Below are 21,616 nucleotides of genomic sequence, written 5' to 3'. Positions count from 1 at the left end.
CGGGAAAACCGGGAAGGGGCCGGGGCTCCCGCGCGGGAGCCCCGGAGTGGGACCTGACGTCAGCTGCGGGCCGCGTAGGCCGTGACCTCCATCGGCGTCTCAAAGTCGCGGAAGTCGGGCTTGACCCACTCGCGCTTGACCTCGGGAAGCTTCGGCTCGGTGGTCGGGACGACTGCGTTCATGCGCAACTCCTCGGGTGTCCTGCCCGCGGACCCTCGGCGGGTCGCGGGCGCTTTCCGTTGGGGCGCGGCGGCGGTCCTCACCGTAGGACGTCCGGACAGCCGAGGTCCAGACCGTACAGGAAGTTCCCGGAAGTCATCGGGTGGAAGCCGGGGCCGTTCACTCCATCGACTCTTCATCATCGTCGTTCGACGCAACACATCGGAGGTCCTTTGCCGGTTACTCCGATCTGTGATTGGGTAACCACGCCCTGCAACTCCGCCGCCGAAGCCCACATTCACGAGCGGACCGAAGGAGAGCACACATGCGTGCTCGTCGTATCGCAGCCGTGGCAGCCTGCACTGCCGTGGTCGCGGGCCTCTGCGCCCCGACCGCGTCGGCCCAGGACGACCCCTCGGCACTGGCCGAGCGGACACTCGCCACGAGGCTCGACATCCCGTGGGACATCGAGTTCCTGCCCGACGGCAGCGGCATCTTCACCGAGCGGGACACCCACAAGATCAAGAAGATCACCGGCACGACCGTGACCGAGCTGGACACCGTGGAGCAGGCCCAGACGACCGGCGGCGAGGGAGGCCTGCTGGGGCTCGCCGTATCGAAGACGTTCGCGTCGGACAACTCCGTCTTCATCTACTACTCGACGGCGAGCGACAACCGCGTCGCCAAGCTCCAGCTCGGCGGCACCCCGCAGCCGATCGTCACCGGGATCCCCAAGAACCGCTACCACAACGGCGGCGGCCTGGAGTGGGGTCCGGACGGATACCTGTGGGCGACCACGGGCGACGCCCAGAACACCGCCAACGCGCAGAACTGGAGCTCGCTGGGCGGCAAGGTGCTGCGCTTCGACGCCTCCGGGCAGCCGGCGGCCGGCAACCCGCGCGCCGGCAGCGTCGTCTACTCGATCGGCCACCGCAACGCCCAGGGCATCACCTGGATCGGGAACACCGCGTACGCCACGGAGTTCGGCAACAACCGGACCGACGAGCTCAACCGCATCGAGGCCGGCAAGAACTACGGCTGGCCGACCTGCGAGGGCACCTGCAACGTCGCCGGCCTGACCAACCCGGTCGTCACGTGGCCCAACAGCCAGGCCGGTCCGACCGGCGTCGCCCTGTACAAGAACGCCCTGTACGTCGGCGCGGTCACCGGCCGGCGCGTCTGGAAGATCCCGGTGAACGGCACGACGCTCGGCACGCCGCAGGCCGTGTTCACCGGCTACGGCCGGGTGCGCGCGGTGGCTCCGGCACCGGACGGCACGCTGTGGCTCGGCACCTCGAACCAGGACGACAACGGTTCTCCCGGCTCGACGGACGACCGGATCATCTCGACCGACGGCTGAGTCCTCGCGGGTGGTTCCCGCTGCCGTGCGGCGGCGGGGACCACCTCGTTCAGTTGCGGGCCGCGGGCATCCTGCGGAGCTGGTCGAGCACCACCGGGTCCTGCAGCTGCATCCACTGGATCACCTCGGTGTAGGTGGCGCACACCGTCTCCGGCTTGTCGCACACGAACTCGAGGAACTGCTCCATCGCGGCCGAGAACGCGTTGCCGTTCCACTCGTTGAAGTGGTTGCCGACCACGATCGGCGCGCGGTTGCCGTTCAGCGCGGCCTGGTACACCGACTTGTAGGTGTCGAAGACGATCTGCGTGAAGTCGGGGGCGCGCTCGGGCTGGTCCTTGGCGCCGTTCAGCGAGTACCAGAGGTTGAAGTCCATCATGACGACCTGCTTGCCCAGGCCCGGCACCCTCACCTCGGGCATCGCGAACTCGTACAGTCCGTTCTGGACGGACGGCCACTGCACGCCGAGCGCGACCTTGCTGGTGTCGTAGACGAGCCCGTGCGCGGCCATCGCCGGGAAGGCCTGGTCCCAGTTGCCTTCCAGGCACGGCGTCCGTCCACCCCGGACAGCGCCCTGCGGGAGGTTCAGCCCGGCGGCGCGCGAGGCGTCGAGGATCTTCCCGAACTGGTCGAGCTCGTCGTTCCACGCCTTGTTGTCCCACTTGTCGACCGACGGCTGGGTGCCGCCGGAGCAGAAGTGGCCGTTGTAGTGCGTGCCGATCTCGTGGCCGTCGGCGATCACCTGGTTGAGGTAGCCGATCCGGTTGGTGATGTCCTGGCGCGAACCTCCGAAGTCGATGTCGGAGAGGCCGCGCTTGAGGCCCGCGGGCGGCTGGTACTGGAGCTTGTCCTGGTCCGCCAGCATGTACACGCCGGAGAGCAGGCCCGTGACGTGGGCGTTCTTGGCCTTGGCGATCGGCAGGACCTTGTCCCAGTGCTGCTTGGAGACCGCGCCGTCGAAGGAGAAGAGCACGAACTGGGGAGGCTTCTCACCCGGTGCGAGCTTGTGCATCCACGGCTGCTTGGCCAGCTGTTCCGGAGTGGGAGCGGGCACCGTGGGCGTCGGCCCGGCGTCCTTGGGAGTGGGCAACCGGGGGGCCATCGGCAGTGGACCGGCCTCCGCCTGGTTCTCCGGGTCCTGGTGCGGACCGAGAGTCATCACCAGCACGAGAGCCAGCGCCAAAGCCACGCCCGTGGTCAGCCATCCCCAGCGTTTCACACCTATGGAGACGACTTGTCACCCGAACGGGTTGCTTCCTCACTCCACGGGTTCGGCGATGACCACGCGGTTCGCCTCGTAACCCTGCTGACCGCCCACCCACGTGCCGCCGCACGTGACGAGCACGAGCCGGTGCGGGCCGCGCGGACCGAAGAACTCGACGGCGCGCGCCGGCAGCTCCTCCTTGCGCACGGTCTCGATCTGCTTGATGCGGAACCGGAACTCCTTGCCGGCGCTGTCGGCGATCACGACCTCGCGGCCGTTCTGCGCCTGCCACAGCTCCGCGAACGGGCCCTTCGCGCCCCGCCAGTCGACGTGCCCGGCGAGCACCGTCGCGCCCTCGGCGCCGGAGAGCTCGGTGCCCCACCACGTCGCCTCGCCGATGCCGTCCGGCACGGGCAGGACGCCGTCCTTGACCTCCTTGCGCACCAAGGTGGCCGAACCGCCCGCGGGCAGCCGCACGGAACCCGGACCGGCCTTGGGCGGCGCCGGCTGCTGTTGCTGCGGCGCGGCCGGGTCCACCGGCTTGGCGTTGTTCGTGTTCGCCCCGCCGACCAGTCCGGTGAGGTCGGCGCCGCGGCCGGTGCTGAGGCTGTCGGCGACCGGGCCGGGACCGACCACGGGGATCTCGTCGGCGACCGCGCGGCCGCTGACGACCTCGGTCTCGGGCGTGGCGACCAGCACGCCGGCGACGGAGAGCCCCGCCACCAGCGCACCGGTCAGCAACGCCTTGGGAATCACTGCCTGCGCCACACCAGGAAGCCTGCCAGCGCGGCACCGAGCAGCACCAGGCCACCCACCCCGAGCATCAGCCCGGGACGCAGCTGCGTGTCGAACGACGCGGTCGCGACCGGCGTCTGGCCCTCGGTGCCGGCGGGGATCGTGCTCGGCACCACGGGCTTGTTCGGCTTGTTCACCAGCTCCAGCGCGAGCGTCTGGCCCGCGGCGACCGTGCCGCACGCGGCCGGCGGTGCCTTCGGGTCGAAGTACTCCTCGTAACCCTGGGGAGCGGCTACCTCGACGAGGCAGATCTCCTGCGGCGTGCGCAGGTCCGGGACCTCGGCCGTGCCGTCGGGGCCGGTCTGGAGCACGAGCGGCTTGCCGTCCGTGCCGACCAGGTCCGAGTCGTCCTGCCGCTTGGCCGCGGTCGTCTGGTCCTTCGCCGTGACGCGCAGCGCGACGCCCGCGATCGACTTCTTCGTCTCGGAGTCGATCTTGGTGATCTTCACGGCGCCGGGCGCGGTCTTGGCCTGGCCGGTGGCGTTCGCGTCCAGCTTCTTCTCGCCGCCGGTCGTGACCATGCGCTGCATGTTCTCGGTCTGGATCGGGAAGTGCACGACCGGCCGGTCGGCGGGGGAGTCCGCGACGGCCGCGATCGTGGGCTTCGGACCGGTGGGGATGATCTTCACGACGGCCGGCTGGCCCTCGGCGCCCGTGGTGGCCGTGCCGGTGGTGCCGCCGTCGGCGAGCTTCGCGTCGGTGAGGGTGAAGCCGATCGGGGCGTTGGTGACGCCCTTGTCGTTGGCCTTCACCAGCGACAGCGTCCAGGTGGACTCGGCGTCGATGACCAGCGGTTCCTTCGGCGCGGTGGCCGTGAGCGTCCACGGGCCGCGGTTGGCCTCGGCGTCGGCCTTGATGCGCGCGACGGTGTCCATCACGGACTGCGGCAGGCGCGCGGCGTAGAAGGGCGCGTCGTAGGCGAGGTAGTTCGGGTCGGTCGTGTCGAGGCGCACGGCCCCGTCCGGCGCGGACGTCCAGCTGTGCAGGAGGTGCGCGAGCGCGGCGGCCTCGTCCGGCGACTTGGTCGTCGAGTAGCGCAGCAGCAGGTAGGAGATGTTCGCCGCGATGTCGGGGGCGAGGTCCTTGCCCGCCTTGGTCCGCAGCGCGTCACCTTCCTTGTAGCCCACGTTGCTGTCCGGCGCGGGCAGGGCGTACTGCACGCACCACACCTGCTTGTCCTGCCAGACGTACGACCCGTGCCACTCGCTGCCCGGTGTGGCGTTGGGCTGGAGCCCTGACGCGTTGTGGCCGATGCCCTTGACGCCGACTGCTGTCGCCGTCGCGGGAACGGTCAGGAGCGCGAGCCCCGAAACCATCGCCACGGCGGCCAGACGTTTCCAGCCCATGGTGAATCGTGATCCCCTCTGACCTGTGTTGATCCCGCGTGCGAGCTTGTCGGTCCCCCAGACCGGCGACAAGCCCCCACGAGAGGGAAGTCTCGGTGCTACGGACAGTGTGATCGTGAACGGGATGTGACGTGCGTTACTCGATTCGGGCGCGGCTCGCGGCGACACGCCGCACTCTCATAACGCTCCGGAGTCAGTGCGCCGTTTGCGCACGTGTGATCGTCGTCGGGGGTAAAGTCGCCTTTACCGACGGGGAACATGACACCGAGCGTGCTCGTTGTATCCCGTGACGGCGTACAGCAACGCCCCAGGAGGACCAGGTGCGCTCCAGCAGCAACCCGGCTTTCCGTAACCTGCCGACAGGCGGCGGGTACGGAGGCTACGCAGGCTTCGGCCAGCCTGAACAGGCCGGCTACCAGCAGGCTCCGCCGCCGCTGACCAGCGAGCGGCCCATGACGATCGACGACGTCGTCACCAAGACCGGCATCACGCTGGCCGTGGTCGCCGTCACGGCGGTCGTCACCTACCTGATGCAGGCGTGGGTCCTGCTCTTCCCGGCCGCGATCATCGGTCTCGTGCTCGGGTTGATCATCTCGTTCAAGCGGAACCCGAGCCCGCCGCTGGTCATCGCCTACGCCGCCGTCGAAGGCATCTTCCTCGGCGCGTTCAGCGGCATCATCGGCGCGATGGTCGACCGCTGGACGGGCAACCCCGGCCAGGGCGTCGTGGTCATCGGTCAGGCGATCATCGGCACGATCGGCGTCTTCGCCGGCATGCTCGTGGTCTACAAGACCGGCGCGATCCGCGTCACGCCGAAGTTCACCAAGTGGATCGTCGGCGCGATCATCGGCGTCGGCGTTCTCATGCTCTTCAACCTGATCATGAGCTTCTTCACCGACGGCGGCCTCGGCCTGCGCGACGGCGGCCCGCTCGCGATCATCTTCAGCCTCGTCTGCATCGGCCTCGCGGCGTTCAGCTTCCTGATCGACTTCGACGCCGCCGACCAGGCGATCCGCGCCGGCGTGCCGGCGAAGTTCGCGTGGCAGATCGCGTTCGGCCTCACGGTCACCCTGGTGTGGCTGTACACCGAGATCCTGCGCCTGCTGTCGTACTTCAACTCGGACTGACGTCCGGGTGTCCCGGAGGGGCGTTCCGCTGCGGCGGGGCGCCCCTTCCGCATTTCCGGGATGAATGCGCGGCAATTCAACGGCACGAGGAATAGCAAGCCGCCGGATCGAACGGCGCGTGCGATCACGCGCATTTCGGCGGACGGTGAAATTCAGGCGCGCCAGCTGAGGTCCGGCATTTCGGTGCCGACTTTGATCAGGCAGGTCGTGCACAGCGCACCTGCCTGAGAGCGGGAAACGCGCTCGTCCGGCACCGAGTGCTCGCAGGCGGCCTCGTAGAAGCTGCGGGAACCGTCGGCCTGGTCACGGGGAAAAGCGTGGCACTGCAGGTCGTACTCACTTTGCCACCACACGTACGGCATGTCCGAACCCTCCTTGTTCATCGGTAGGGACGGACTTCCCCTCGCCTGATGACGCGTTTGAGCGACGTTTTGTCTCATCGGCAGAAAGGGGGCCTGCGAGTAGCTCCGTTCGGGTGAAGCGGAGCTACTTGCAAGCGTCAAATTGCAGATCTTGAAAAGGGAAAAGCTCAGCTCAGGCGCTCGATGACCATCGCCATGCCCTGACCGCCGCCGACGCACATGGTCTCGAGACCGAACTGCTTGTCGTGGAACTGCAGGGAATTGATCAAGGTCGTCGTGATGCGCGCGCCCGTCATGCCGAACGGGTGGCCGACGGCGATCGCGCCGCCGTTCACGTTCAGGCGGTCGAGGTCGATGCCGAGGTCCCGGTAGGACGGGATCACCTGGGCGGCGAACGCCTCGTTGATCTCCACCAGGTCGATGTCGGAGACCGACAGGCCGGCCAGCGCCAGCGCGCGCTTCGAGGCCTCCACCGGGCCGAGGCCCATGATCTCCGGCGACAGGCCCGAGACGCCGGTCGAGACGATCCGGGCGAGCGGGGTGATGCCGAGCTCGCGGGCCTTCGTGTCGGACATGATCACGAGGGCCGCGGCGCCGTCGTTCAACGGGCAGCAGTTGCCGGCGTTGACGCGGCCGTCGGGGCGGAAGACGGGCTTGAGCTGTGACACGGCCTCGTAGGTCACGCCGGCGCGCGGGCCGTCGTCGGACGAGACGACGGTGCCGTCGGGCAGTTCGACGGGCGTGATCTCCCGCGCCCAGAAACCGTCGGCGATGGCCTTCTCCGCGAGGTTCTGCGAGCGGACGCCGAACTCGTCCATCTCCTGGCGCGAGACCCCCTTGAGCAGTGCCAGGTTCTCGGCGGTCTGGCCCATCGGGATGTAGACGTCCGGCACGACGTCGAGCGTGCGCGGGTCGACCCACTCCGAGGCGCCGGACGAGGCCGTGGCGGCCGTGCGCGCCTCGGCGTCGCCGAACAGCGGGTTGTGCGTGTCGGGCCACGAGTCGGAGCTGCCCTTGGCGAACCGCGACACCATCTCGACGCCCGCCGAGATGAACACGTCGCCCTCGCCCGCCTTGATGGCGTGCAGAGCCATGCGCGTGGTCTGCAGAGAAGAGGCGCAGTACCGCGTGACGGTGGTGCCCGGCAGGGTGTCCTGGCCGAGCAGCACGGAGACGACGCGCGCCATGTTGAAGCCCTGCTCGCCACCGGGGAGGCCGCAGCCGAGCATCAGGTCGTCGATCTGCGCGGGGTCGAGCTGGGGCACCTTGTCGAGTGCCGCCCGCACCATCCGCGCGGCGAGGTCGTCGGGCCGCAGGTCCTTCAGGGACCCCTTGCCCGCGCGGCCGATGGGGGAGCGGGCGGCGGAGACGATCACGGCCTCAGGCATCACGAAACTCCTCGTTGAGAGTCAAGGTTGCCGTCGAGCCTAGTTAACGGCCGCTCACCCCGGCCAGCGCGAGTGACGAGGATTTCGGAACTCAGGCGTGCCGCTTCTGCAGCCACACCGGCACGCGGGACGGGCGGACCGCCAGCGCCGCCGCTGAACGGACCGGCAGCGGCGACGCGGCCCACCCCGGCCACAAACCCGCGACCTGGCACAACGGGGCCAGCAGCACGCCTGCCGCCGCCTCGTAGCCGATCGCGCTGGGGTGGAAGCGGTCCGAGCTGAACATGTCCACGTGCCGCGCCAGGAACTCCGGCGCCAGCAGGTTCGCGAGCGACACCGGCACCCCGCCCGCGCGCCGGACCTCCGCGGTCTGCGCCGCCGCGAGCCGCAGGCTGTACCGGCGCCCGACCGCCCGCAGCGGTTGCGGGATCGGACGGACGATCCCCAGGTCGGGGCACGTGCCGACGACGACACCGCAGCCGATCGCGCGCAGCCTGCCGACCTGCTCGGCCAGCAGCAGGGCCGACTCGCGGGCGCTGATCCGCGACGTCACGTCGTTCGCGCCGATGATGATCAACGCGACCTGCGGCTCGTCCCGCACGGCCGCGTCGACCTGCGGCACCAGGTCGCGGGTGGTCGAGCCGCTGACGGCGTACGTCGAGAGCCGCACCGGCCGTTCCGCCTCCTCGGCCAGCGCCTGGGCCAGCAACACGCCCGGCATCTGCGAGGGATGTGTCACACCGACGCCCACCGCCATCGAGTCGCCGAGCACGGCCAGCCGCACCGGGTCGCCGCCGTCGTCGAAGTACACCCCGTCGGGCGCGGGCCAGAGGTGTTCCAGCACGCCGATGGCCACGCGGGCGCGTCTGCCCTGCTCGTTCAGCAGGCCGACGAGCGCCCCGGACAGGCCTCCGAGCGTCGCGGCGGTCATCGCCACCGCCCGCAGCGTCCTCAGCACGGACATGCGCTCCACCCCCTTCGCGGCCAATCGTGAGCTGCGCTGTTCGAATCAACCTCCGCAGCCACTAGAGCTACGCTTCGTCCCGCTATCTCGGAGAGTGGGAGCAGGGAGTAGATACCGGTGGAGTACGTCGAGCACGTCGTCGATCTGGTCGGCAACACGCCGCTGGTCAAGCTCAACTCGCTGACCGACGGCATCAAGGCCACGGTGCTGGCGAAGGTCGAGTACCTCAACCCCGGCGGCAGCGTGAAGGACCGCATCGCGCTGCGCATGGTCGAGGCGGCCGAGAAGTCCGGTGAGCTGAAGCCCGGCGGCACGATCGTCGAGCCCACGTCCGGCAACACCGGCGTCGGCCTCGCCCTGGTCGCGCAGCGCAAGGGCTACAAGTGCGTGTTCGTGTGCCCCGATAAGGTCAGCGAGGACAAGCGCAACGTCCTCAAGGCCTACGGCGCCGAGGTCGTGGTCTGCCCGACCGCCGTCGCGCCCGAGCACCCGGACTCCTACTACAACGTCTCGGACCGGCTCGTCCGCGAGATTCCCGGCGCCTGGAAGCCGAACCAGTACTCCAACCCGGAGAACCCGGCGAGCCACTACCACCAGACCGGCCCCGAGATCTGGCGCCAGACCGAGGGCCGGATCACGCACTTCGTCGCGGGCGTCGGCACCGGCGGCACGATCTCCGGCACCGGCCGCTACCTCAAGGACGTCTCCGACGGCGCGGTCAAGGTCATCGGCGCCGACCCGGAGGGCTCGGTCTACTCCGGCGGCACCGGCCGCCCGTACCTGGTCGAGGGCGTCGGCGAGGACTTCTGGCCGGAGGCCTACGACAAGACCGTCGCCGACCAGATCGTCGAGGTCTCCGACGCCGACTCGTTCGACATCACCCGCCGCCTCGCCCGCGAGGAGGGCCTGCTCGTCGGCGGTTCGTGCGGCATGGCCGCGGCCGCCGCGCTGCGCGTCGCGAAGGACCTGCCCGAGGACGCCGTCGTGGTCGTGATCCTCCCCGACGGCGGCCGCGGCTACCTGTCCAAGGTCTTCAACGACCGCTGGATGGCGTCCTACGGCTTCCTGCCGCCCGACTCGACCGGCGCGACCGTCGGCGACGTGCTGCGCCGCAAGGGCGGCATGCTCCCCGACCTGGTGCACGCTCACCCGAACGAGACCGTGGGTGACGCCGTCGCGATCCTGCGCGAGTTCGGCGTCTCGCAGATGCCCGTCGTCAACGCCGAGCCGCCCGTCATGGCCGCCGAGGTCGCGGGCGCGGTCAACGAACGCGACCTGCTCGACGCCCTGTTCACCGGCAAGGCCCAGCTCTCGGACCGCCTGGACAAGCACATGTCCCCGCCGCTGCCCACGCTCGGCGCCGGCGAGCCGGTCGGAATCGCGATGAACGCCCTCTCGAACGCCGACGCGGCCCTCGTGCTGGAGGACGGCAAGCCGGCGGGCGTCGTGACCCGACAGGACATTTTGGGCTTCTTGGCTGGTCGCTGAGCGTAGAAGCGGGTGCGTCCGATAGCGTGACGCCCCAGATCATCAGTCTTACTCGTACACGGCCCAGCCAAGGGGGTTGGAAACCGGATGAACGCTCCGCAGCCGCCAGGAAACCAGTTCGGCGGTCAGCCGCACCAGGAGCAGCCCAACGCGGACGCCACGCAGGTCGTCCCGGGTGGGGGGCAGCACTCCGCTGCCAACCCCAACCCGGACGCCACGCAGGTCGTCTCGCCTGGTCAGGCTCCTGCCGCACCGCAGCAGAACGCGGACGCCACCCAGGTCGTCAGCCCCGGTCAGGTGCCGCCCTCGGCAGCCCCCGGCTCGGGTGGCTTCCCGGCACAGGGACCCGGCTCCGGCGGGTTCCCCGCCCAGCAGCCGCCCCAGTACGGCGCTCCGCAGTCGAACCCGTACGGCCAGCCCGCGGCCTCGCCCTACGGTGCGGCCCCGCAGTCGAACCCGTACGGCCAGCCGGCGGCCTCGCCCTACGGGCAGCCGCAGCAGCAGCCGTACGGCGCTCCGCAGTCGAACCCCTACGGCCAGCCCGCGGCGTCGCCGTACGGCCAGCCCGGGTACGGCGGCGCGCCCGGCTACGGCGCCCCCGCCATGGCGCCGCCGCCTCCCACCGGCTACGCCGAGTGGGGTTCGCGCGCGGTCGGCTACCTGATCGACATCGCGGCCCCGACCGTCGTCTCGGTGATCCTGTACTACATCATCGCCGCGATCGCGGTGTCCGCGGACGCCCCCGGCATCCTGTTCCTGGGCGCCCTGGTCTACCTGGCCAACTTCGGCTTCATCATCTGGAACACGGTGATCAAGCAGGGCCAGACCGGCCAGTCGATCGGCAAGAAGGTCGCGAAGATCAAGCTGATCTCCGAGGAGACCGGCCAGCCGCTCGGCGGCGGCACGACGTTCATCCGGCAGCTGTGCCACATCGTCGACGCCCTGCCGTGCTACGCGGGCTTCTTCGCCCCGCTGTGGGAGCCGAAGAAGCAGACCTGGGCCGACAAGATCATGAAGTCGATCGTGGTCAACGCCCCGGAGACCGCCTCGCCCTACGGCGGCACCCCCGGCACCGGCGGCTTCCAGCAGCAGCCGAACACCGGCGGCTACCCCCAGCAGCAGCCGGGCGGCTACGGCCAGCCCCCGCAGCAGGGTTACGGCGGCGGCCAGCAGCAGGGCTGGTAAGCCCTCAGCCAGTCGCGAACGGCCCCGGTCACCACTTCGGTGACCGGGGCCGTTCCGTTTCCGCTCACTGCTTGGACTACCACCGGCGACGGCCAGATGGGTGAGTACCCTTCGAACATGAGCACCCCATACGGCTTCGCCACCAGGGCGATCCACGCCGGTCAGGACCCGGACCCGACCACGGGTGCGGTGAACGTGCCCATCTACGCGACCTCCACCTATGCCCAGGACGGCGTCGGCGGTCTGCGCGAGGGCTTCGAGTACTCCCGCACCGGCAACCCGACCCGCCGAGCGCTGGAGACCTGCCTGGCCTCTCTGGAACGCGGCCGCTACGGCAGGGCGTTCTCCTCCGGCATGGGTGCGACCGACGCGGCCCTGCGCGCGTTCCTCAAGCCCGGCGACCACATCGTCATCCCGAACGACGCCTACGGCGGCACGTTCCGCCTGATCGACAAGGTCTTCTCGCAGTGGGGCGTCACCCACTCCCCGGCCCCGGTCAGCGACGTGGACGCGATCCGCGCGGCCGTCCGTCCGGAGACCAAGCTGATCTGGATCGAGACCCCGACCAACCCGCTGCTGAACATCGGCGACATCGCGGCCATCGCCTCGGTGGCCCACGAGTCCGGCGCCAAGCTGGTGGTCGACAACACCTTCGCCTCCCCGGCCCTGCAGACCCCGCTGGAGCTGGGCGCGGACGTGGTCCTGCACTCGACCACGAAGTACGTCGGCGGCCACTCCGACGTGGTCGGCGGCGCCCTGATCACCTCGGACGAGGAAACCGACGCGGCCTTCGGCTTCCTGCAGAACGGCGCGGGCGCGGTCCCGGGCCCGTTCGACGCCTACCTCACCCTGCGCGGCATCAAGACCCTCGAACTGCGCATGGAGAAGCACTCCGACAACGCCGAACTGGTGGCAGAAGCCCTGCTCCGCCACCCGCGCGTCCGCAAGGTCATCTACCCCGGCCTGGAGTCGCACCCCGGCCACGCGGTGGCGGCCAAGCAGATGCGCCGCTTCGGCGGCATGGTGTCGTTCCTCGTCGAAGGCGGCGAGGAGGCGGCACTGGAGGTGTGCGCCCGCACGAAGCTCTTCACGCTGGCGGAGTCCCTCGGCGGCGTCGAGTCGCTGATCGAGCACCCCGGCAAGATGACGCACGCCTCGACCTCCGGCTCCCTCCTGGAGGTGCCGGCCGACCTGGTCCGCGTCTCGGTGGGCATCGAGTCGGGCGACGACCTGGTGGCGGACCTGCTGGAAGCCCTGGGCTGACCAGCCCTGCCGCGCCACGCCGGACAACGGACGTGGCGCGGCACCCCCAACAAGGGCGATGCGAAGCGAGCCGACAAGACCCCCGCATTTCCAAGCGAAGCCGAAGGCGAGCCGTCACCCCTGACGCCGATTGGAGCCGGTGGCCCCAATCGCAATTGTCGCGCAGCGGCGATGCCACCCAGATCTTTCGTCCGGGGGTGCATGACCACGCTGGAACAGGCACCGGCGCACGGCCAACGCAACCACGCTGGAACCCTCCGCACAGCCCACGAACAAGCAAAAGGCCCCTCCCGAACCCAGGAGGGGCCTTCCACACAACCCAAAACCCTAAGGCTTCTTGGACCCGCCGAACCGGTCCACGTTCTCAGCCTCGGCCGTAGGAGCCGCCGGAAGGTCGGCGCCGTTCACACAGCCGCCGACGAACTCGATCGACTCACCGGTGCGGACGAAGCGGCCGGCCTCGTCGCAGCCCGCGTGCGCGACGGTCAAGAACGCCGCGCCGGTCAGTGCCGCAGCCGTGGTCACGGCTCCGACCAGCGGAATGACCGCGGCCACGCGTCGTGCGAGTGCCATGCCACCTCCCCACGATGTGTTGCCCCCGTGAAGCCACCTTACCGGGGGAACGCCATCAGAGGTTGCCGCGGCGCTCCTGCTCGCGTTCGATCGCCTCGAAGAGGGCCTTGAAGTTGCCCTTTCCGAAGCCCAGCGAGCCGTGGCGTTCGATCAGTTCGTAGAACACCGTCGGGCGGTCGCCGATGGGCTTGGTGAAGATCTGCAGCAGGTAGCCGTCCTCGTCGCGGTCGACGAGGATGCGGTGTTCCTTCAGCGTCTCGATCGACACGCGGACCTCGCCGATGCGGGCGCGCAGCTCCGGGTCGTCGTAGTAGGAGTCCGGGGTCTCCAGGAACTCGACGCCCGCGTCGCGCATGGACGTGACCGTCTGGATGATGTCGTTGGTGGCCAGCGCGATGTGCTGGACGCCGGCGCCCTCGTAGAACTCGAGGTACTCGTCGATCTGCGACTTCTTCTTCGCGATCGCCGGCTCGTTCAGCGGGAACTTGACGCGGTGGTTGCCGTTGGAGACGACCTTGGACATCAGCGCCGAGTAGTCCGTGGCGATGTCGTCGCCGATGAACTCCGCCATGTTCACGAAGCCCATGACGCGGTTGTACCACTCGACCCAGTAGTCCATCTTGCCGAGCTCGACGTTGCCGACGCAGTGGTCGACGGCCTGGAACAGGCGCTTCGGGGCACCTTCCGGCCGCTTGACCGTGGACGAACGCGCCACGTAACCCGGCAGGTACGGGCCCTTGTACCGAGTGCGGTCCACGAGCGTGTGGCGGGTCTCGCCGTACGTCGCGATGGCCGCGAGTCGGACCGTGCCGTGCTCGTCGGTGACGTCGTGCGGCTCTTCCAGCACGGTGGCGCCCTGCTTGCGCGCGTGCTCGATGCACTGGTCGACGTCGCCGACCTCCAGCGCCAGGTCGACGACGCCGTCGCCGTGGCGGCGGTGGTGGTCGAGGAGCTCGGAGTCGGGGGTGACGCCGCCGTGGATCACGAAGCGGGCCGAGCCCGACTTCAGCACGAACGACTTGTGGGTGCGCTGGCCGGTCTCGGGGCCCGCGTAGGCCACGAGCTCCATGCCGAACGCCACCTGGTACAGCCACGCGGTCTGCGTGGCGTTGCCCGCGACGAACACCACGGCGTCCATGGCGCGCACGGGGAATGGGTCCTTGGTCGCGTCGTAGTCGACCAAGCCCACGAGCTGCCTGAGCTGGTCGTAGCTCACGTCGTCAAGCTGCTGCGTCATGCCCATCAGCATGATTCCACCTAGCAGGGTGAGCAATAGTCGACGATTTCGCTGCGCAATTTGTACAGTGATCTATGCCCATCGACCAGCAGAGTGAGCACTCTGACCAGCCCGTCGACGAACTCGACGCGAAGCTGCTGCTGCTCTTGACAGACGAGCCCCGCCTGGGCGTTCTCGAATGCTCCCGGCGGCTCGGCGTCGCACGCGGAACGGTGCAGGCCAGGCTGGACCGGCTCACCGACAGGGGCGTGCTCACCGGGTTCCCGCCGGCGGTCGACCTCGGCGCGATGGGCTACGGCCTGACGGCGTTCGCGACCGTCGAGATCGCGCAGGGGCGGCGGGCCGAGGTGTGCGAGGGGCTGGCCGCGATCAGCGAGGTGTGCGAGGTGCACGCGACGACGGGTCAGGGAGATCTCTTCGTGAGAATGGTCGCCCGCTCCAACGCCGACCTGCAGCGCGTCGTCGACCACATCGTCGACGTCCCGCACGTGCGGAGGCTCTCGACCTCGATCGCGCTGTCGACCCCGGTGCCCCCGCGCGTGCGTCCGCTCCTGGAACGCGTGAAGGGCCGGTCACCGAAGTGACCGGCCCTTCGACAACGTCGTCGTGTTACCCGCTGTAGGGAACGGCGGAGATCAGCGTGACCTTCTGCTGCTTGCCGTTGGGCAGCTCGTACGAGACCGTCTCGCCGTCCTTCGCGCCGTTGAGCGCCTTGCCGAGCGGCGACAGCGGGGAGTAGACCTCCATCTCGCCGTGCGCGCCCTCTTCGCGGGTCGCGAGCAGGAAGGTCTCCGTCTCGTCGTCACCCTCGTAACGGATCGTGAGCACCGTGCCCGGTGCCGCGACACCCTTCGTGGTGGGAGCCTCGCCGACCTTCGCGGCCTGGAGCAGCTCGTGCAGCTGGCGGATCCGCGCCTCCTGCTTGCCCTGCTCCTCGCGGGCCGCGTGGTAGCCGCCGTTCTCACGGAGGTCGCCCTCCTCGCGGCGGGCGTTGATCTCGGCAGCCATGACCGGGCGGTACGCGATGAGTTCGTCCAGCTCAGCCTTGAGCCGGTCGTAGGCCTCCTGGGTCAGCCAGGTCACCTGGGTGTCGCTCACGGTCACCAACTCCTCGTCTTGCTCTGGTGCACGCGTGTGCACCAGATAGTTCCCGAGCCGGGGGCCCGGAACGGAAAAACACGGCCCGCGCCGGGGCCGTGCTTGAGCTGCAACTATAACACGGAGACAACGTTCAACGACGGCGATTTGTTCCCAATCTCGCCGTTCAAAACTCAGATCACCCGCTTGGCCGCTAGCTCGTGGACAAGTAGGGGGGAACCTGGTAGGAGCACCCGAACACCTCGCCGGTGACCGGCGGCTTCGAGCTGCGGAGAACTGTTGTCTCGACGACGAGCGAATTTCCCGGCGGAACGAGAACCTCTCGACGACCCGCTTCGTCCCCGTCCTTGGACCGGGCCCGAATGATGCAGACCGCCGCACGCTCCGGTTGATCTCGGGAAACCTCGAAACTGACCTGTACGCGGTCGTCGCCGAGGATGGTGAACGCCGTCTGCTTCGCCTCGATCGGCTTTGTGCCGAGATTTCGGTAACCGACGAACGCGACGAGCGCGCCCACCGCCACGGCTACAGCGAGTAACACCCACCGGGTCCAGCGGGCGCGCGACTTGCCGCCCTGCTTGCTGTACCGCCCCGCGGGGAGCGCGCGTTGTGCCACTTGTCCGCGCCTCCTCAGCCTCTGGGGAACAATGGTGACCGACGTTCAGTTGTTGAGTGTCGCAGGACCGTTGACACAGGAGGACCACGGGGGTCATGGCCGACAAGCTGCGCCTCATGGCAGTGCACGCACATCCCGACGACGAGTCGAGCAAGGGCGCGGCCTCGATGGCCCGCTACATCGCGGAAGGGCACGACGTGATGGTCGTGACCTGTACCGACGGTGGTGCGGGCAGCATTCTCAACCCGGCGATGGACAAGCCGGACGTGCTCGAGAACATGGTCGAGATCCGCCGCGAGGAGATGGCCACCGCGGCCAAGATCCTCGGCATCCAGCACCGCTGGCTGAACTTCAAGGACTCCGGCCTGCCGGAGGGCGACCCGCTCCCGCCGCTGCCGGAGGGCTGCTTCGCCCTCGTGCCGCTGGAGGAGTCGGTGCCGCCGCTCGTGCAGGCGATCCGCGAGTTCCGCCCGCACGTCGTCGTCACCTACGACGAGAACGGCGGGTACCCGCACCCGGACCACATCCGCACGCACGAGGTGTCGATGGCCGCGCTCGACGCCGCCGCGGACCCGGAGTACCAGCCGGAGCTGGGTGAGGCGTGGGAGACGCAGAAGGTCTACTACGGCCACGGCTTCTCGCGCGCGAAGATCCTCGCGTTCCACGAGGCGATGGAGGCTCGGGGCATCGAGTCGCCGTACACCGAGTGGCTCGCGAACTGGAGCACCGACCGTCCCGACGTCATGGACCGCGTGACCACGCGCGTCGAGTGCGCGGACTACTTCGACGTCCGCGACGAGGCGTTGAAGGCGCACGCCACCCAGATCGACCCGACCAGCCGCTGGTTCGCCATCCCGATGGAGATGCAGCGGGAGATCTGGCCGACCGAGGAGTACGAGCTCGTGCGCTCGCGGGTCGACTCGACGCTGCCGGAGAACGACCTGTTCGCCGGAGTTAAGGTCTAGGGGTGAACCCCTGGTACGACACCGTCGCGATCGTGGCTGTGCAGCAGCCGTCGAACACGAACGAGAACGACAAGGGCGGTCAGGGGGAGGACTTCGGCAAGTCCTCCCCGGTCGGCCTCGTGCTGCTGATCGTGTTCTTCATCGCGGTGTTCTTCCTCGTCAAGTCGATGAACAAGCACATCAAGGGCCTGCCGGCGTCGTTCGACGAGCCGGCGGACACCGCGTCGGCGGACGGCAAGCCCGCCGACGCCGCCGAGAAGAAGGCGGAGTAGCCGAGGCCCGGTCGCGGCCACCGCGCTCGGGTGCGGTGACTCACAACGACCGCCTGCGCACGGAAACCAGCCAGTCCTCGACGCGGCCGACGTCCGGCTCCTCCGGCAGCGGACCACGCGCGGCCGCGATCTCCGCGCCCAGCCGGTGCGCCCACGCCAGAGCGTCATCCCACGGCAGGTCCCGCAGTTCCTCTCCCAATGGCGTGGTGATCTCGACCAGCGGGCTCACCAGCGTCTCCAGCACCGTCGGGTTCGACTTCAGGCCGAGCTTGCCCTCGACCGAGGTCGGGGGCTTCTCCGGCCGCCAGAACGCCTCCGCGGGCGCGACGAACACCCCGCGTCTGTCCACATCGGACTCCGCGGTCGCGAGCCCGTAGGCGTGCGAGCCGACGACCGCTTCGAGGATCACAGCCGCGGGTCCACCGGCTCCGACTCCAGCGCGAGCACGCCGAAGACGCACTCGTGCACCCGCCACAGCGGCTCGCCGCGCACGAGGCGTTCCAGCGCCTCGACGCCCAGCGCGTACTCGCGCAGGGCGAGCCCGCGCTTGCGGCCGAGCGAACGCTTGCGCAGCCGCGAGAGGTTCGCCGGCTGCGTGTAGTCCGGGCCGTAGATGATCCGCAGGTACTCGCGCCCGCGGACCTTCACGCCCGGCTGCACCCGTCCGGCGAGGTTCGCCAGCGGCTTGACGACCATGCCCTCGCCGCCGTCCGCCGTCAGCTCCTCCCACCACGTCACGCCGGCCGCGACCTGCTCGGGGTCGTTCACGTCGACCACGAGGTGCCGGGTCCGCTGGAACAACGGTCCCTCCAGCTTCGCCAGCGTCTCCAGGTGCCACAGGTGCGAGCGGTCGTGGAACGTCCTGCCCTCCGCCGCCAGCAGCTGGAACGGCGCGATCCGCACGCCCTCCAGCCCGTCGGTCGGCCAGCAGTACCGCTCGTAGGCGGCGCTGTAGGCCTGGGCGTTCGAGGCGCGCTGCGCGGTGCGCGCCAGCAGGTCCGCGACGTCGACACCGCGTGCGGCCGCCGCTTCCAGCACGTCGACCGCTACCGGCAACGCGCCACCGGCGGCCGCACCCACCGCCGCGTACTGCTCGCGGATCAGCCCGGAGGCCTTGGCGTTCCACGGCATCAGCTCGGCGTCGACGAGCAGCCAGTCCGTGGCGAGCTCCTCGAACAACGGCTGCGAAGCCGCACGGACGCGGTCGAGCAGTTCAACGCCCAGCGCGCCGTCGAAGAACGCGCGGCCGGTGCGCGTGTAGATCGCGCCGCCTTCCTCGCGCACCAGCAACACCGCCCGCGAGCCCATGTGCTTCTCCTCGCAGATCACCTGCGAGACGCGCGCCGACCGGTACTCGGCGAACGCGTCCTCCGGGTGCTCCAGCACGTCGTCGCGCTGCGAGGTCGTCGTCGGCGCCATCGTCGGCGGCAGGTAGAGCAGGTCGTGCGGGTCGATCGCGAACCGGCTCATGACCTCCAGCGCGGACGCCGACTGCTCCGCGCGGATCGTGACGGCGCCCATCACCGACGTCTCGATCCGGCGCAGGCCGGTGACGTCGGTGAGCGCCAGCACGTCCGCCGCCCGTTCGACGGACTTGGGCGGGAACGGCGAGGTGCTCTCGTACCAGGCCTGGTGCGCCTTCACGGACACGATCTCGCGCGACGGGTAGCGCAACGCCGTGAGCTTCCCGCCGAACACCACACCCGTTTCGAGGCACATCGTGTTGTTGATCCACTCAGCCTCGGGCACCAGGACGTGGCCGTACAGCACCATCGCGGCGCCGCGGTAGTCGTCGGCCCACGGCAGGCGCACGGGCAGTCCGTACTCGTCGATCTCGCCGGTCGTGTCGCCGTACAGCGCGAAGCTGCGCACCTTGGCCGACGCACGGCCGTGGTAGCGCTCGGGCAGTCCGGCGTGCGCGACGACGAGGTTCCCGCCGTCGAGGACGTAGTGCGCGACCAGGCCGTCGCAGAACTTCGTGGCGGCCAGGCGGAACTCCTCGGTCTCCTGCGCCAGCTGCTCCAGCGACTTCTCCAGCCCGTGCCGGACCGTCACCTTGTGCCCGCGCAGCGCCCGGACCAGCTTCTCCTCGTGGTTTCCGCGCACGCACAGGGCGTGGCCGTTGCCGACCATGCCCATGACGAGCCGCAGCACGCCGGGGGTGTCCGGGCCGCGGTCCACGAGGTCGCCGACGAAGACGGCCTTGCGGTCGTCCGGCGGCACGGCGTCGACGGGGCGGCCCTCGTCGTCGCGGACGAGGGTGTAGCCGAGCTCGGTGAGCAGCTCCTCCAGCTCCGCGCGGCAGCCGTGCACGTCGCCGATCACGTCGAACGGGCCGGTCTCGTGCCGGAGGTCGTTGAGCAGCCGCTCGTGGACGATGGTGGCGCTGTCCACTTCGGACTCCGAGCGCAGCACGTGGACGCGCTTGAAGCCCTCCTTGCCGAGGTGCTTCAACGACCGCCGCAGCGCGGACCGGTGCCGCTTCACGACGTGCGCGCCGAAGTCGCGGTCGGGCCGGGACGCGTTGCGTGCCAGGCACACCTCGGTCGGGGTGTCGAGCACGATCGTGACCGGCAGCACGTTCGCCCGGCGCGCGACCTCGACCAGCTTGGCGCGGTCCGGCGCCTGCACGTTGGTCGCGTCGACGACCGTGACGCGCCCCGCCTCCAAGCGCTTCGAAGCAACGAAGTGCAGCACCTCGAACGCCGCCGCGGACGCCGACTGGTCGTTCTCGTCGTCGGACACGAGCCCGCGGAAGTAGTCGCTCGACAGCACCTGCGTGGGCAGGAAGTGCCTGCGCGCGAACGTGGACTTGCCCGAACCGGAGGCGCCGACCAGCACCACCAGACACAGGTCCGGAATCTTCAGTTCCATCAGTTCACGTCCTTCACGCTGAACACGGCCATCTGGGTCGGGGCGCCGCGGTCGGCGTCCTCCGGTCCGATCGGCACGTACTGCACTGCGTAGCCACGGCGTGCGGCCACGCCGTCGGCCCACTCCGCGAACTCTGCCCGAGTCCACTCGAAACGGTGGTCGGAATGGCGCAGCTGGCCTTCCGGCAACGTCTCGAAGAGCGGGTTGTACTCGACGTTCGGCGTGGTCACCAGCACCGTCCGCGGCTTGGCGACGACGAACACCGAGTGCTCCAGCGCGGGCAGGCGCGATGGGTCGATGTGTTCGACGACCTCCATCAGCACCGCCGCGTCGTAGCCGGCGAGCGCGGTGTCGGCGTAGGTCAAAGCCGACTGCCGCAACGTGATCCGCTCGCGCTGCCGTTCGCCCATGCGGTCCAGGTGCAGCTTGCGGGCCGCCTCCTGCAACGCCTTCGCAGACACGTCGACGCCGTGGATCTCGGTGAACTCGTGTTCGTTCATCAGCGCCCGCAGCAACGCGCCACCACCACAGCCCAGGTCGAGCACGCGCTTCGCCCGTGCCTCCTTCAACGCCGCGATCACGGCGTCCTTGCGCTGTGCGGCAAGGGAGACCTTCGGCTCGGCCAGCGCGTTGTCGAGCTCCTCCGGCTCGACCTCGTCGACGTCGGCGAGGCGTTCCAGCGCGGAGGTGACCAACGGGCGCTTGCGAGCGAGGTAGCGGGTGGTGATCAGCTCCTTGTCCGGGTGCGCCGCCAGCCAGCCGTCACCGGCCTTGAGCAGCTTGTCGACCTCGTCGGCCGCGACCCAGTAGTGCTTGCCGCCGTCGAGGACGGGCAGCAGCACGTAGAGGTGCTTGAGGGCCTCGCTGACCGTGAGCGTCCCGGTCAGCGTGACGTCGCCGAAGCGCGAGTCGCCGTGCCCGGTCGCCTCGACGGTCCAGCCGAGCGGCGTGAACAGCCGCTCCGCCAGTCGGTGCGGCAGCGCGGGAACGCGGATGACCAGCGGGATCGGCGTCTTCGCGAGCTCGGGGAAGCTGTCGCTGCGGCCGTTCATGGCCGTGCGGAAGACGGTGCCGAGCGCCACCGTGAGCAACGAGCCCGCCGCGTACGGCCGGTCGTTGACGTATTGGGTGAGCGTGCTGCCGGGACCTCGCACCAGCGCGATGGGGTCGACCTCCAGCAGGAGGGCGACCGTGCATTCGTCGTGCGTCGCCTTGGGGTAGAAGACGTGCGCGACACCCGAGCTCGTCGAGAACGACTGGGCCCGGTCCGGGTGCTTGTGCAGCAGGTGACCGAGGTCGGTCGCCGGCTGGTGGGTCGTGGTCATGGTGAGCAACACGCGCAC

22 protein-coding genes are annotated in these 21,616 nt (G+C 69.5%); 8 read left to right on the top strand and 14 right to left on the bottom strand.

All coding sequences use genetic code 11. The features are described 5' to 3' along the window. Positions 1-59: 59 nt before the first annotated feature. Positions 60-182, bottom strand: a complete 123-nt coding sequence (gene pqqA, locus VF330_RS35645; RefSeq protein WP_330856143.1) for a pyrroloquinoline quinone precursor peptide PqqA — start codon at positions 180-182, stop codon at positions 60-62. A 302-nt stretch (positions 183-484) separates the two neighbouring features. On the opposite strand from pqqA, the gene VF330_RS35640 reads away from it, so the two are divergent. Further along, positions 485-1,519, top strand: coding sequence for a PQQ-dependent sugar dehydrogenase (locus VF330_RS35640; RefSeq protein WP_330856142.1), 1,035 nt, complete (start codon positions 485-487; stop codon positions 1,517-1,519). 49 nt (positions 1,520-1,568) lie between these two features. On the opposite strand, the gene VF330_RS35635 is transcribed toward VF330_RS35640, so the two are convergent. From VF330_RS35635 to VF330_RS35625, 3 genes are read right to left on the bottom strand one after another with little or no spacing between them, the layout of a single operon-like run. After that, positions 1,569-2,735 carry a polysaccharide deacetylase gene (locus tag VF330_RS35635; protein ID WP_330856141.1) on the bottom strand — a complete coding sequence of 389 codons (1,167 nt, stop codon included), beginning with the start codon at positions 2,733-2,735 and terminating at the stop codon, positions 1,569-1,571. Positions 2,736-2,774: 39 nt separating this feature from the next. Further along, positions 2,775-3,488 carry a class F sortase gene (locus VF330_RS35630; RefSeq protein ID WP_330856140.1) on the bottom strand — a complete coding sequence of 238 codons (714 nt, stop codon included), beginning with the start codon at positions 3,486-3,488 and terminating at the stop codon, positions 2,775-2,777. After that, positions 3,473-4,861, bottom strand: a complete 1,389-nt coding sequence (locus VF330_RS35625) for a SpaA isopeptide-forming pilin-related protein (protein ID WP_330856139.1) — start codon at positions 4,859-4,861, stop codon at positions 3,473-3,475. Before VF330_RS35625 ends, VF330_RS35630 begins: the two co-directional genes overlap by 16 nt. Positions 4,862-5,181: 320 nt before the next feature. On the opposite strand from VF330_RS35625, the gene VF330_RS35620 reads away from it, so the two are divergent. Further along, positions 5,182-5,988, top strand: coding sequence for a Bax inhibitor-1/YccA family protein (locus tag VF330_RS35620; RefSeq protein WP_330856138.1), 807 nt, complete (start codon positions 5,182-5,184; stop codon positions 5,986-5,988). Positions 5,989-6,140: 152 nt separating this feature from the next. On the opposite strand, the gene VF330_RS35615 is transcribed toward VF330_RS35620, so the two are convergent. The 3 genes from VF330_RS35615 to VF330_RS35605 form a co-directional block, all read right to left on the bottom strand. Beyond that, a complete protein-coding gene (locus VF330_RS35615) occupies positions 6,141-6,350 on the bottom strand; it encodes a hypothetical protein (protein ID WP_330856137.1) in 210 nt (69 codons plus the stop codon). Between the two features lie 167 nt (positions 6,351-6,517). Continuing rightward, positions 6,518-7,738, bottom strand: coding sequence for an acetyl-CoA C-acetyltransferase (locus VF330_RS35610; RefSeq protein ID WP_330856136.1), 1,221 nt, complete (start codon positions 7,736-7,738; stop codon positions 6,518-6,520). A 91-nt stretch (positions 7,739-7,829) separates the two neighbouring features. Continuing rightward, on the bottom strand, positions 7,830-8,702 hold the full coding sequence (locus VF330_RS35605) for an SGNH/GDSL hydrolase family protein (RefSeq protein WP_330856135.1): 873 nt from the start codon (positions 8,700-8,702) through the stop codon (positions 7,830-7,832). Positions 8,703-8,819: 117 nt separating this feature from the next. On the opposite strand from VF330_RS35605, the gene VF330_RS35600 reads away from it, so the two are divergent. The 3 genes from VF330_RS35600 (at position 8,820) to VF330_RS35590 (ending at position 12,638) form a co-directional block, all read left to right on the top strand. Continuing rightward, the gene (locus tag VF330_RS35600) at positions 8,820-10,190 is read left to right on the top strand and encodes a cystathionine beta-synthase (protein ID WP_330856134.1); all 1,371 of its coding nucleotides are present in this window, start codon (positions 8,820-8,822) and stop codon (positions 10,188-10,190) included. Between the two features lie 87 nt (positions 10,191-10,277). Next, positions 10,278-11,375: an RDD family protein gene (locus VF330_RS35595; RefSeq protein ID WP_330856133.1), complete on the top strand. Its 1,098-nt coding sequence runs from the start codon at positions 10,278-10,280 to the stop codon at positions 11,373-11,375. A 117-nt stretch (positions 11,376-11,492) separates the two neighbouring features. Then, the gene (locus VF330_RS35590) at positions 11,493-12,638 is read left to right on the top strand and encodes a cystathionine gamma-synthase (RefSeq protein WP_330856132.1); all 1,146 of its coding nucleotides are present in this window, start codon (positions 11,493-11,495) and stop codon (positions 12,636-12,638) included. A 327-nt stretch (positions 12,639-12,965) separates the two neighbouring features. Here VF330_RS35590 and VF330_RS35585 read toward each other — a convergent pair whose 3' ends face one another. Further along, entirely contained in the window at positions 12,966-13,211 is a 246-nt protein-coding gene (locus VF330_RS35585) for a hypothetical protein (RefSeq protein WP_330856131.1), read from the bottom strand. Between the two features lie 55 nt (positions 13,212-13,266). Further along, complete coding sequence (hppD, locus tag VF330_RS35580) at positions 13,267-14,448, bottom strand: 4-hydroxyphenylpyruvate dioxygenase (RefSeq protein ID WP_330856130.1); 1,182 nt, start codon at positions 14,446-14,448, stop codon at positions 13,267-13,269. A gap of 74 nt (positions 14,449-14,522) precedes the next feature. On the opposite strand from hppD, the gene VF330_RS35575 reads away from it, so the two are divergent. Beyond that, complete coding sequence (locus VF330_RS35575) at positions 14,523-15,032, top strand: Lrp/AsnC family transcriptional regulator (RefSeq protein ID WP_330856129.1); 510 nt, start codon at positions 14,523-14,525, stop codon at positions 15,030-15,032. A gap of 25 nt (positions 15,033-15,057) precedes the next feature. Here VF330_RS35575 and greA read toward each other — a convergent pair whose 3' ends face one another. Together greA and VF330_RS35565 are read right to left on the bottom strand one after the other, a co-directional pair. Further along, positions 15,058-15,555: a transcription elongation factor GreA gene (gene greA / locus VF330_RS35570; RefSeq protein ID WP_330856128.1), complete on the bottom strand. Its 498-nt coding sequence runs from the start codon at positions 15,553-15,555 to the stop codon at positions 15,058-15,060. A 184-nt stretch (positions 15,556-15,739) separates the two neighbouring features. Beyond that, on the bottom strand, positions 15,740-16,162 hold the full coding sequence (locus VF330_RS35565; protein ID WP_330856127.1) for a DUF4307 domain-containing protein: 423 nt from the start codon (positions 16,160-16,162) through the stop codon (positions 15,740-15,742). A 95-nt stretch (positions 16,163-16,257) separates the two neighbouring features. Between VF330_RS35565 and mca the strand changes: the two genes are divergently transcribed. Both mca and VF330_RS35555 read left to right on the top strand, forming a co-directional pair. Then, on the top strand, positions 16,258-17,127 hold the full coding sequence (gene mca / locus VF330_RS35560) for a mycothiol conjugate amidase Mca (protein ID WP_330856126.1): 870 nt from the start codon (positions 16,258-16,260) through the stop codon (positions 17,125-17,127). Positions 17,128-17,129: 2 nt separating this feature from the next. Then, a complete protein-coding gene (locus tag VF330_RS35555) occupies positions 17,130-17,399 on the top strand; it encodes a hypothetical protein (protein WP_414675529.1) in 270 nt (89 codons plus the stop codon). A 40-nt stretch (positions 17,400-17,439) separates the two neighbouring features. On the opposite strand, the gene VF330_RS35550 is transcribed toward VF330_RS35555, so the two are convergent. Genes VF330_RS35550 through VF330_RS35540 form a run of 3 tightly spaced genes read right to left on the bottom strand, consistent with a single transcriptional unit; the run spans position 17,440 to position 21,610 of the window. After that, the gene (locus VF330_RS35550) at positions 17,440-17,808 is read right to left on the bottom strand and encodes a DNA polymerase beta superfamily protein (RefSeq protein WP_330856125.1); all 369 of its coding nucleotides are present in this window, start codon (positions 17,806-17,808) and stop codon (positions 17,440-17,442) included. Then, on the bottom strand, positions 17,805-20,273 hold the full coding sequence (locus tag VF330_RS35545) for a polynucleotide kinase-phosphatase (protein ID WP_330856124.1): 2,469 nt from the start codon (positions 20,271-20,273) through the stop codon (positions 17,805-17,807). Before VF330_RS35545 ends, VF330_RS35550 begins: the two co-directional genes overlap by 4 nt. Continuing rightward, positions 20,273-21,610, bottom strand: coding sequence for a 3' terminal RNA ribose 2'-O-methyltransferase Hen1 (locus VF330_RS35540; protein ID WP_330856123.1), 1,338 nt, complete (start codon positions 21,608-21,610; stop codon positions 20,273-20,275). The genes VF330_RS35545 and VF330_RS35540 overlap by 1 nt, the downstream gene beginning before the upstream one ends. Positions 21,611-21,616 lie beyond the last annotated feature (6 nt).

This window comes from Lentzea sp. (genome assembly GCF_036380075.1).
Lineage (GTDB): Bacteria > Actinomycetota > Actinomycetes > Mycobacteriales > Pseudonocardiaceae > Lentzea.
Note: the sequence above shows the minus strand (reverse complement) of the source record. Positions and strands in the feature narration are given on the sequence as shown.

Coding starts and splice junctions, on each gene's coding strand:
- VF330_RS35590 (WP_330856132.1), top strand. CDS start 11,493: ATGAGCACCCCATACGGCTTCGCCACCAGGGCGATCCACGCCGGTCAG.
- VF330_RS35640 (WP_330856142.1), top strand. CDS start 485: ATGCGTGCTCGTCGTATCGCAGCCGTGGCAGCCTGCACTGCCGTGGTC.
- VF330_RS35575 (WP_330856129.1), top strand. CDS start 14,523: ATGCCCATCGACCAGCAGAGTGAGCACTCTGACCAGCCCGTCGACGAA.
- VF330_RS35615 (WP_330856137.1), bottom strand. CDS start 6,350: ATGCCGTACGTGTGGTGGCAAAGTGAGTACGACCTGCAGTGCCACGCT.
- VF330_RS35625 (WP_330856139.1), bottom strand. CDS start 4,861: ATGGGCTGGAAACGTCTGGCCGCCGTGGCGATGGTTTCGGGGCTCGCG.
- hppD (WP_330856130.1), bottom strand. CDS start 14,448: ATGACGCAGCAGCTTGACGACGTGAGCTACGACCAGCTCAGGCAGCTC.
- mca (WP_330856126.1), top strand. CDS start 16,258: ATGGCCGACAAGCTGCGCCTCATGGCAGTGCACGCACATCCCGACGAC.
- pqqA (WP_330856143.1), bottom strand. CDS start 182: ATGAACGCAGTCGTCCCGACCACCGAGCCGAAGCTTCCCGAGGTCAAG.
- VF330_RS35610 (WP_330856136.1), bottom strand. CDS start 7,738: ATGCCTGAGGCCGTGATCGTCTCCGCCGCCCGCTCCCCCATCGGCCGC.
- VF330_RS35605 (WP_330856135.1), bottom strand. CDS start 8,702: ATGTCCGTGCTGAGGACGCTGCGGGCGGTGGCGATGACCGCCGCGACG.
- VF330_RS35595 (WP_330856133.1), top strand. CDS start 10,278: ATGAACGCTCCGCAGCCGCCAGGAAACCAGTTCGGCGGTCAGCCGCAC.
- VF330_RS35545 (WP_330856124.1), bottom strand. CDS start 20,273: ATGGAACTGAAGATTCCGGACCTGTGTCTGGTGGTGCTGGTCGGCGCC.
- VF330_RS35585 (WP_330856131.1), bottom strand. CDS start 13,211: ATGGCACTCGCACGACGCGTGGCCGCGGTCATTCCGCTGGTCGGAGCC.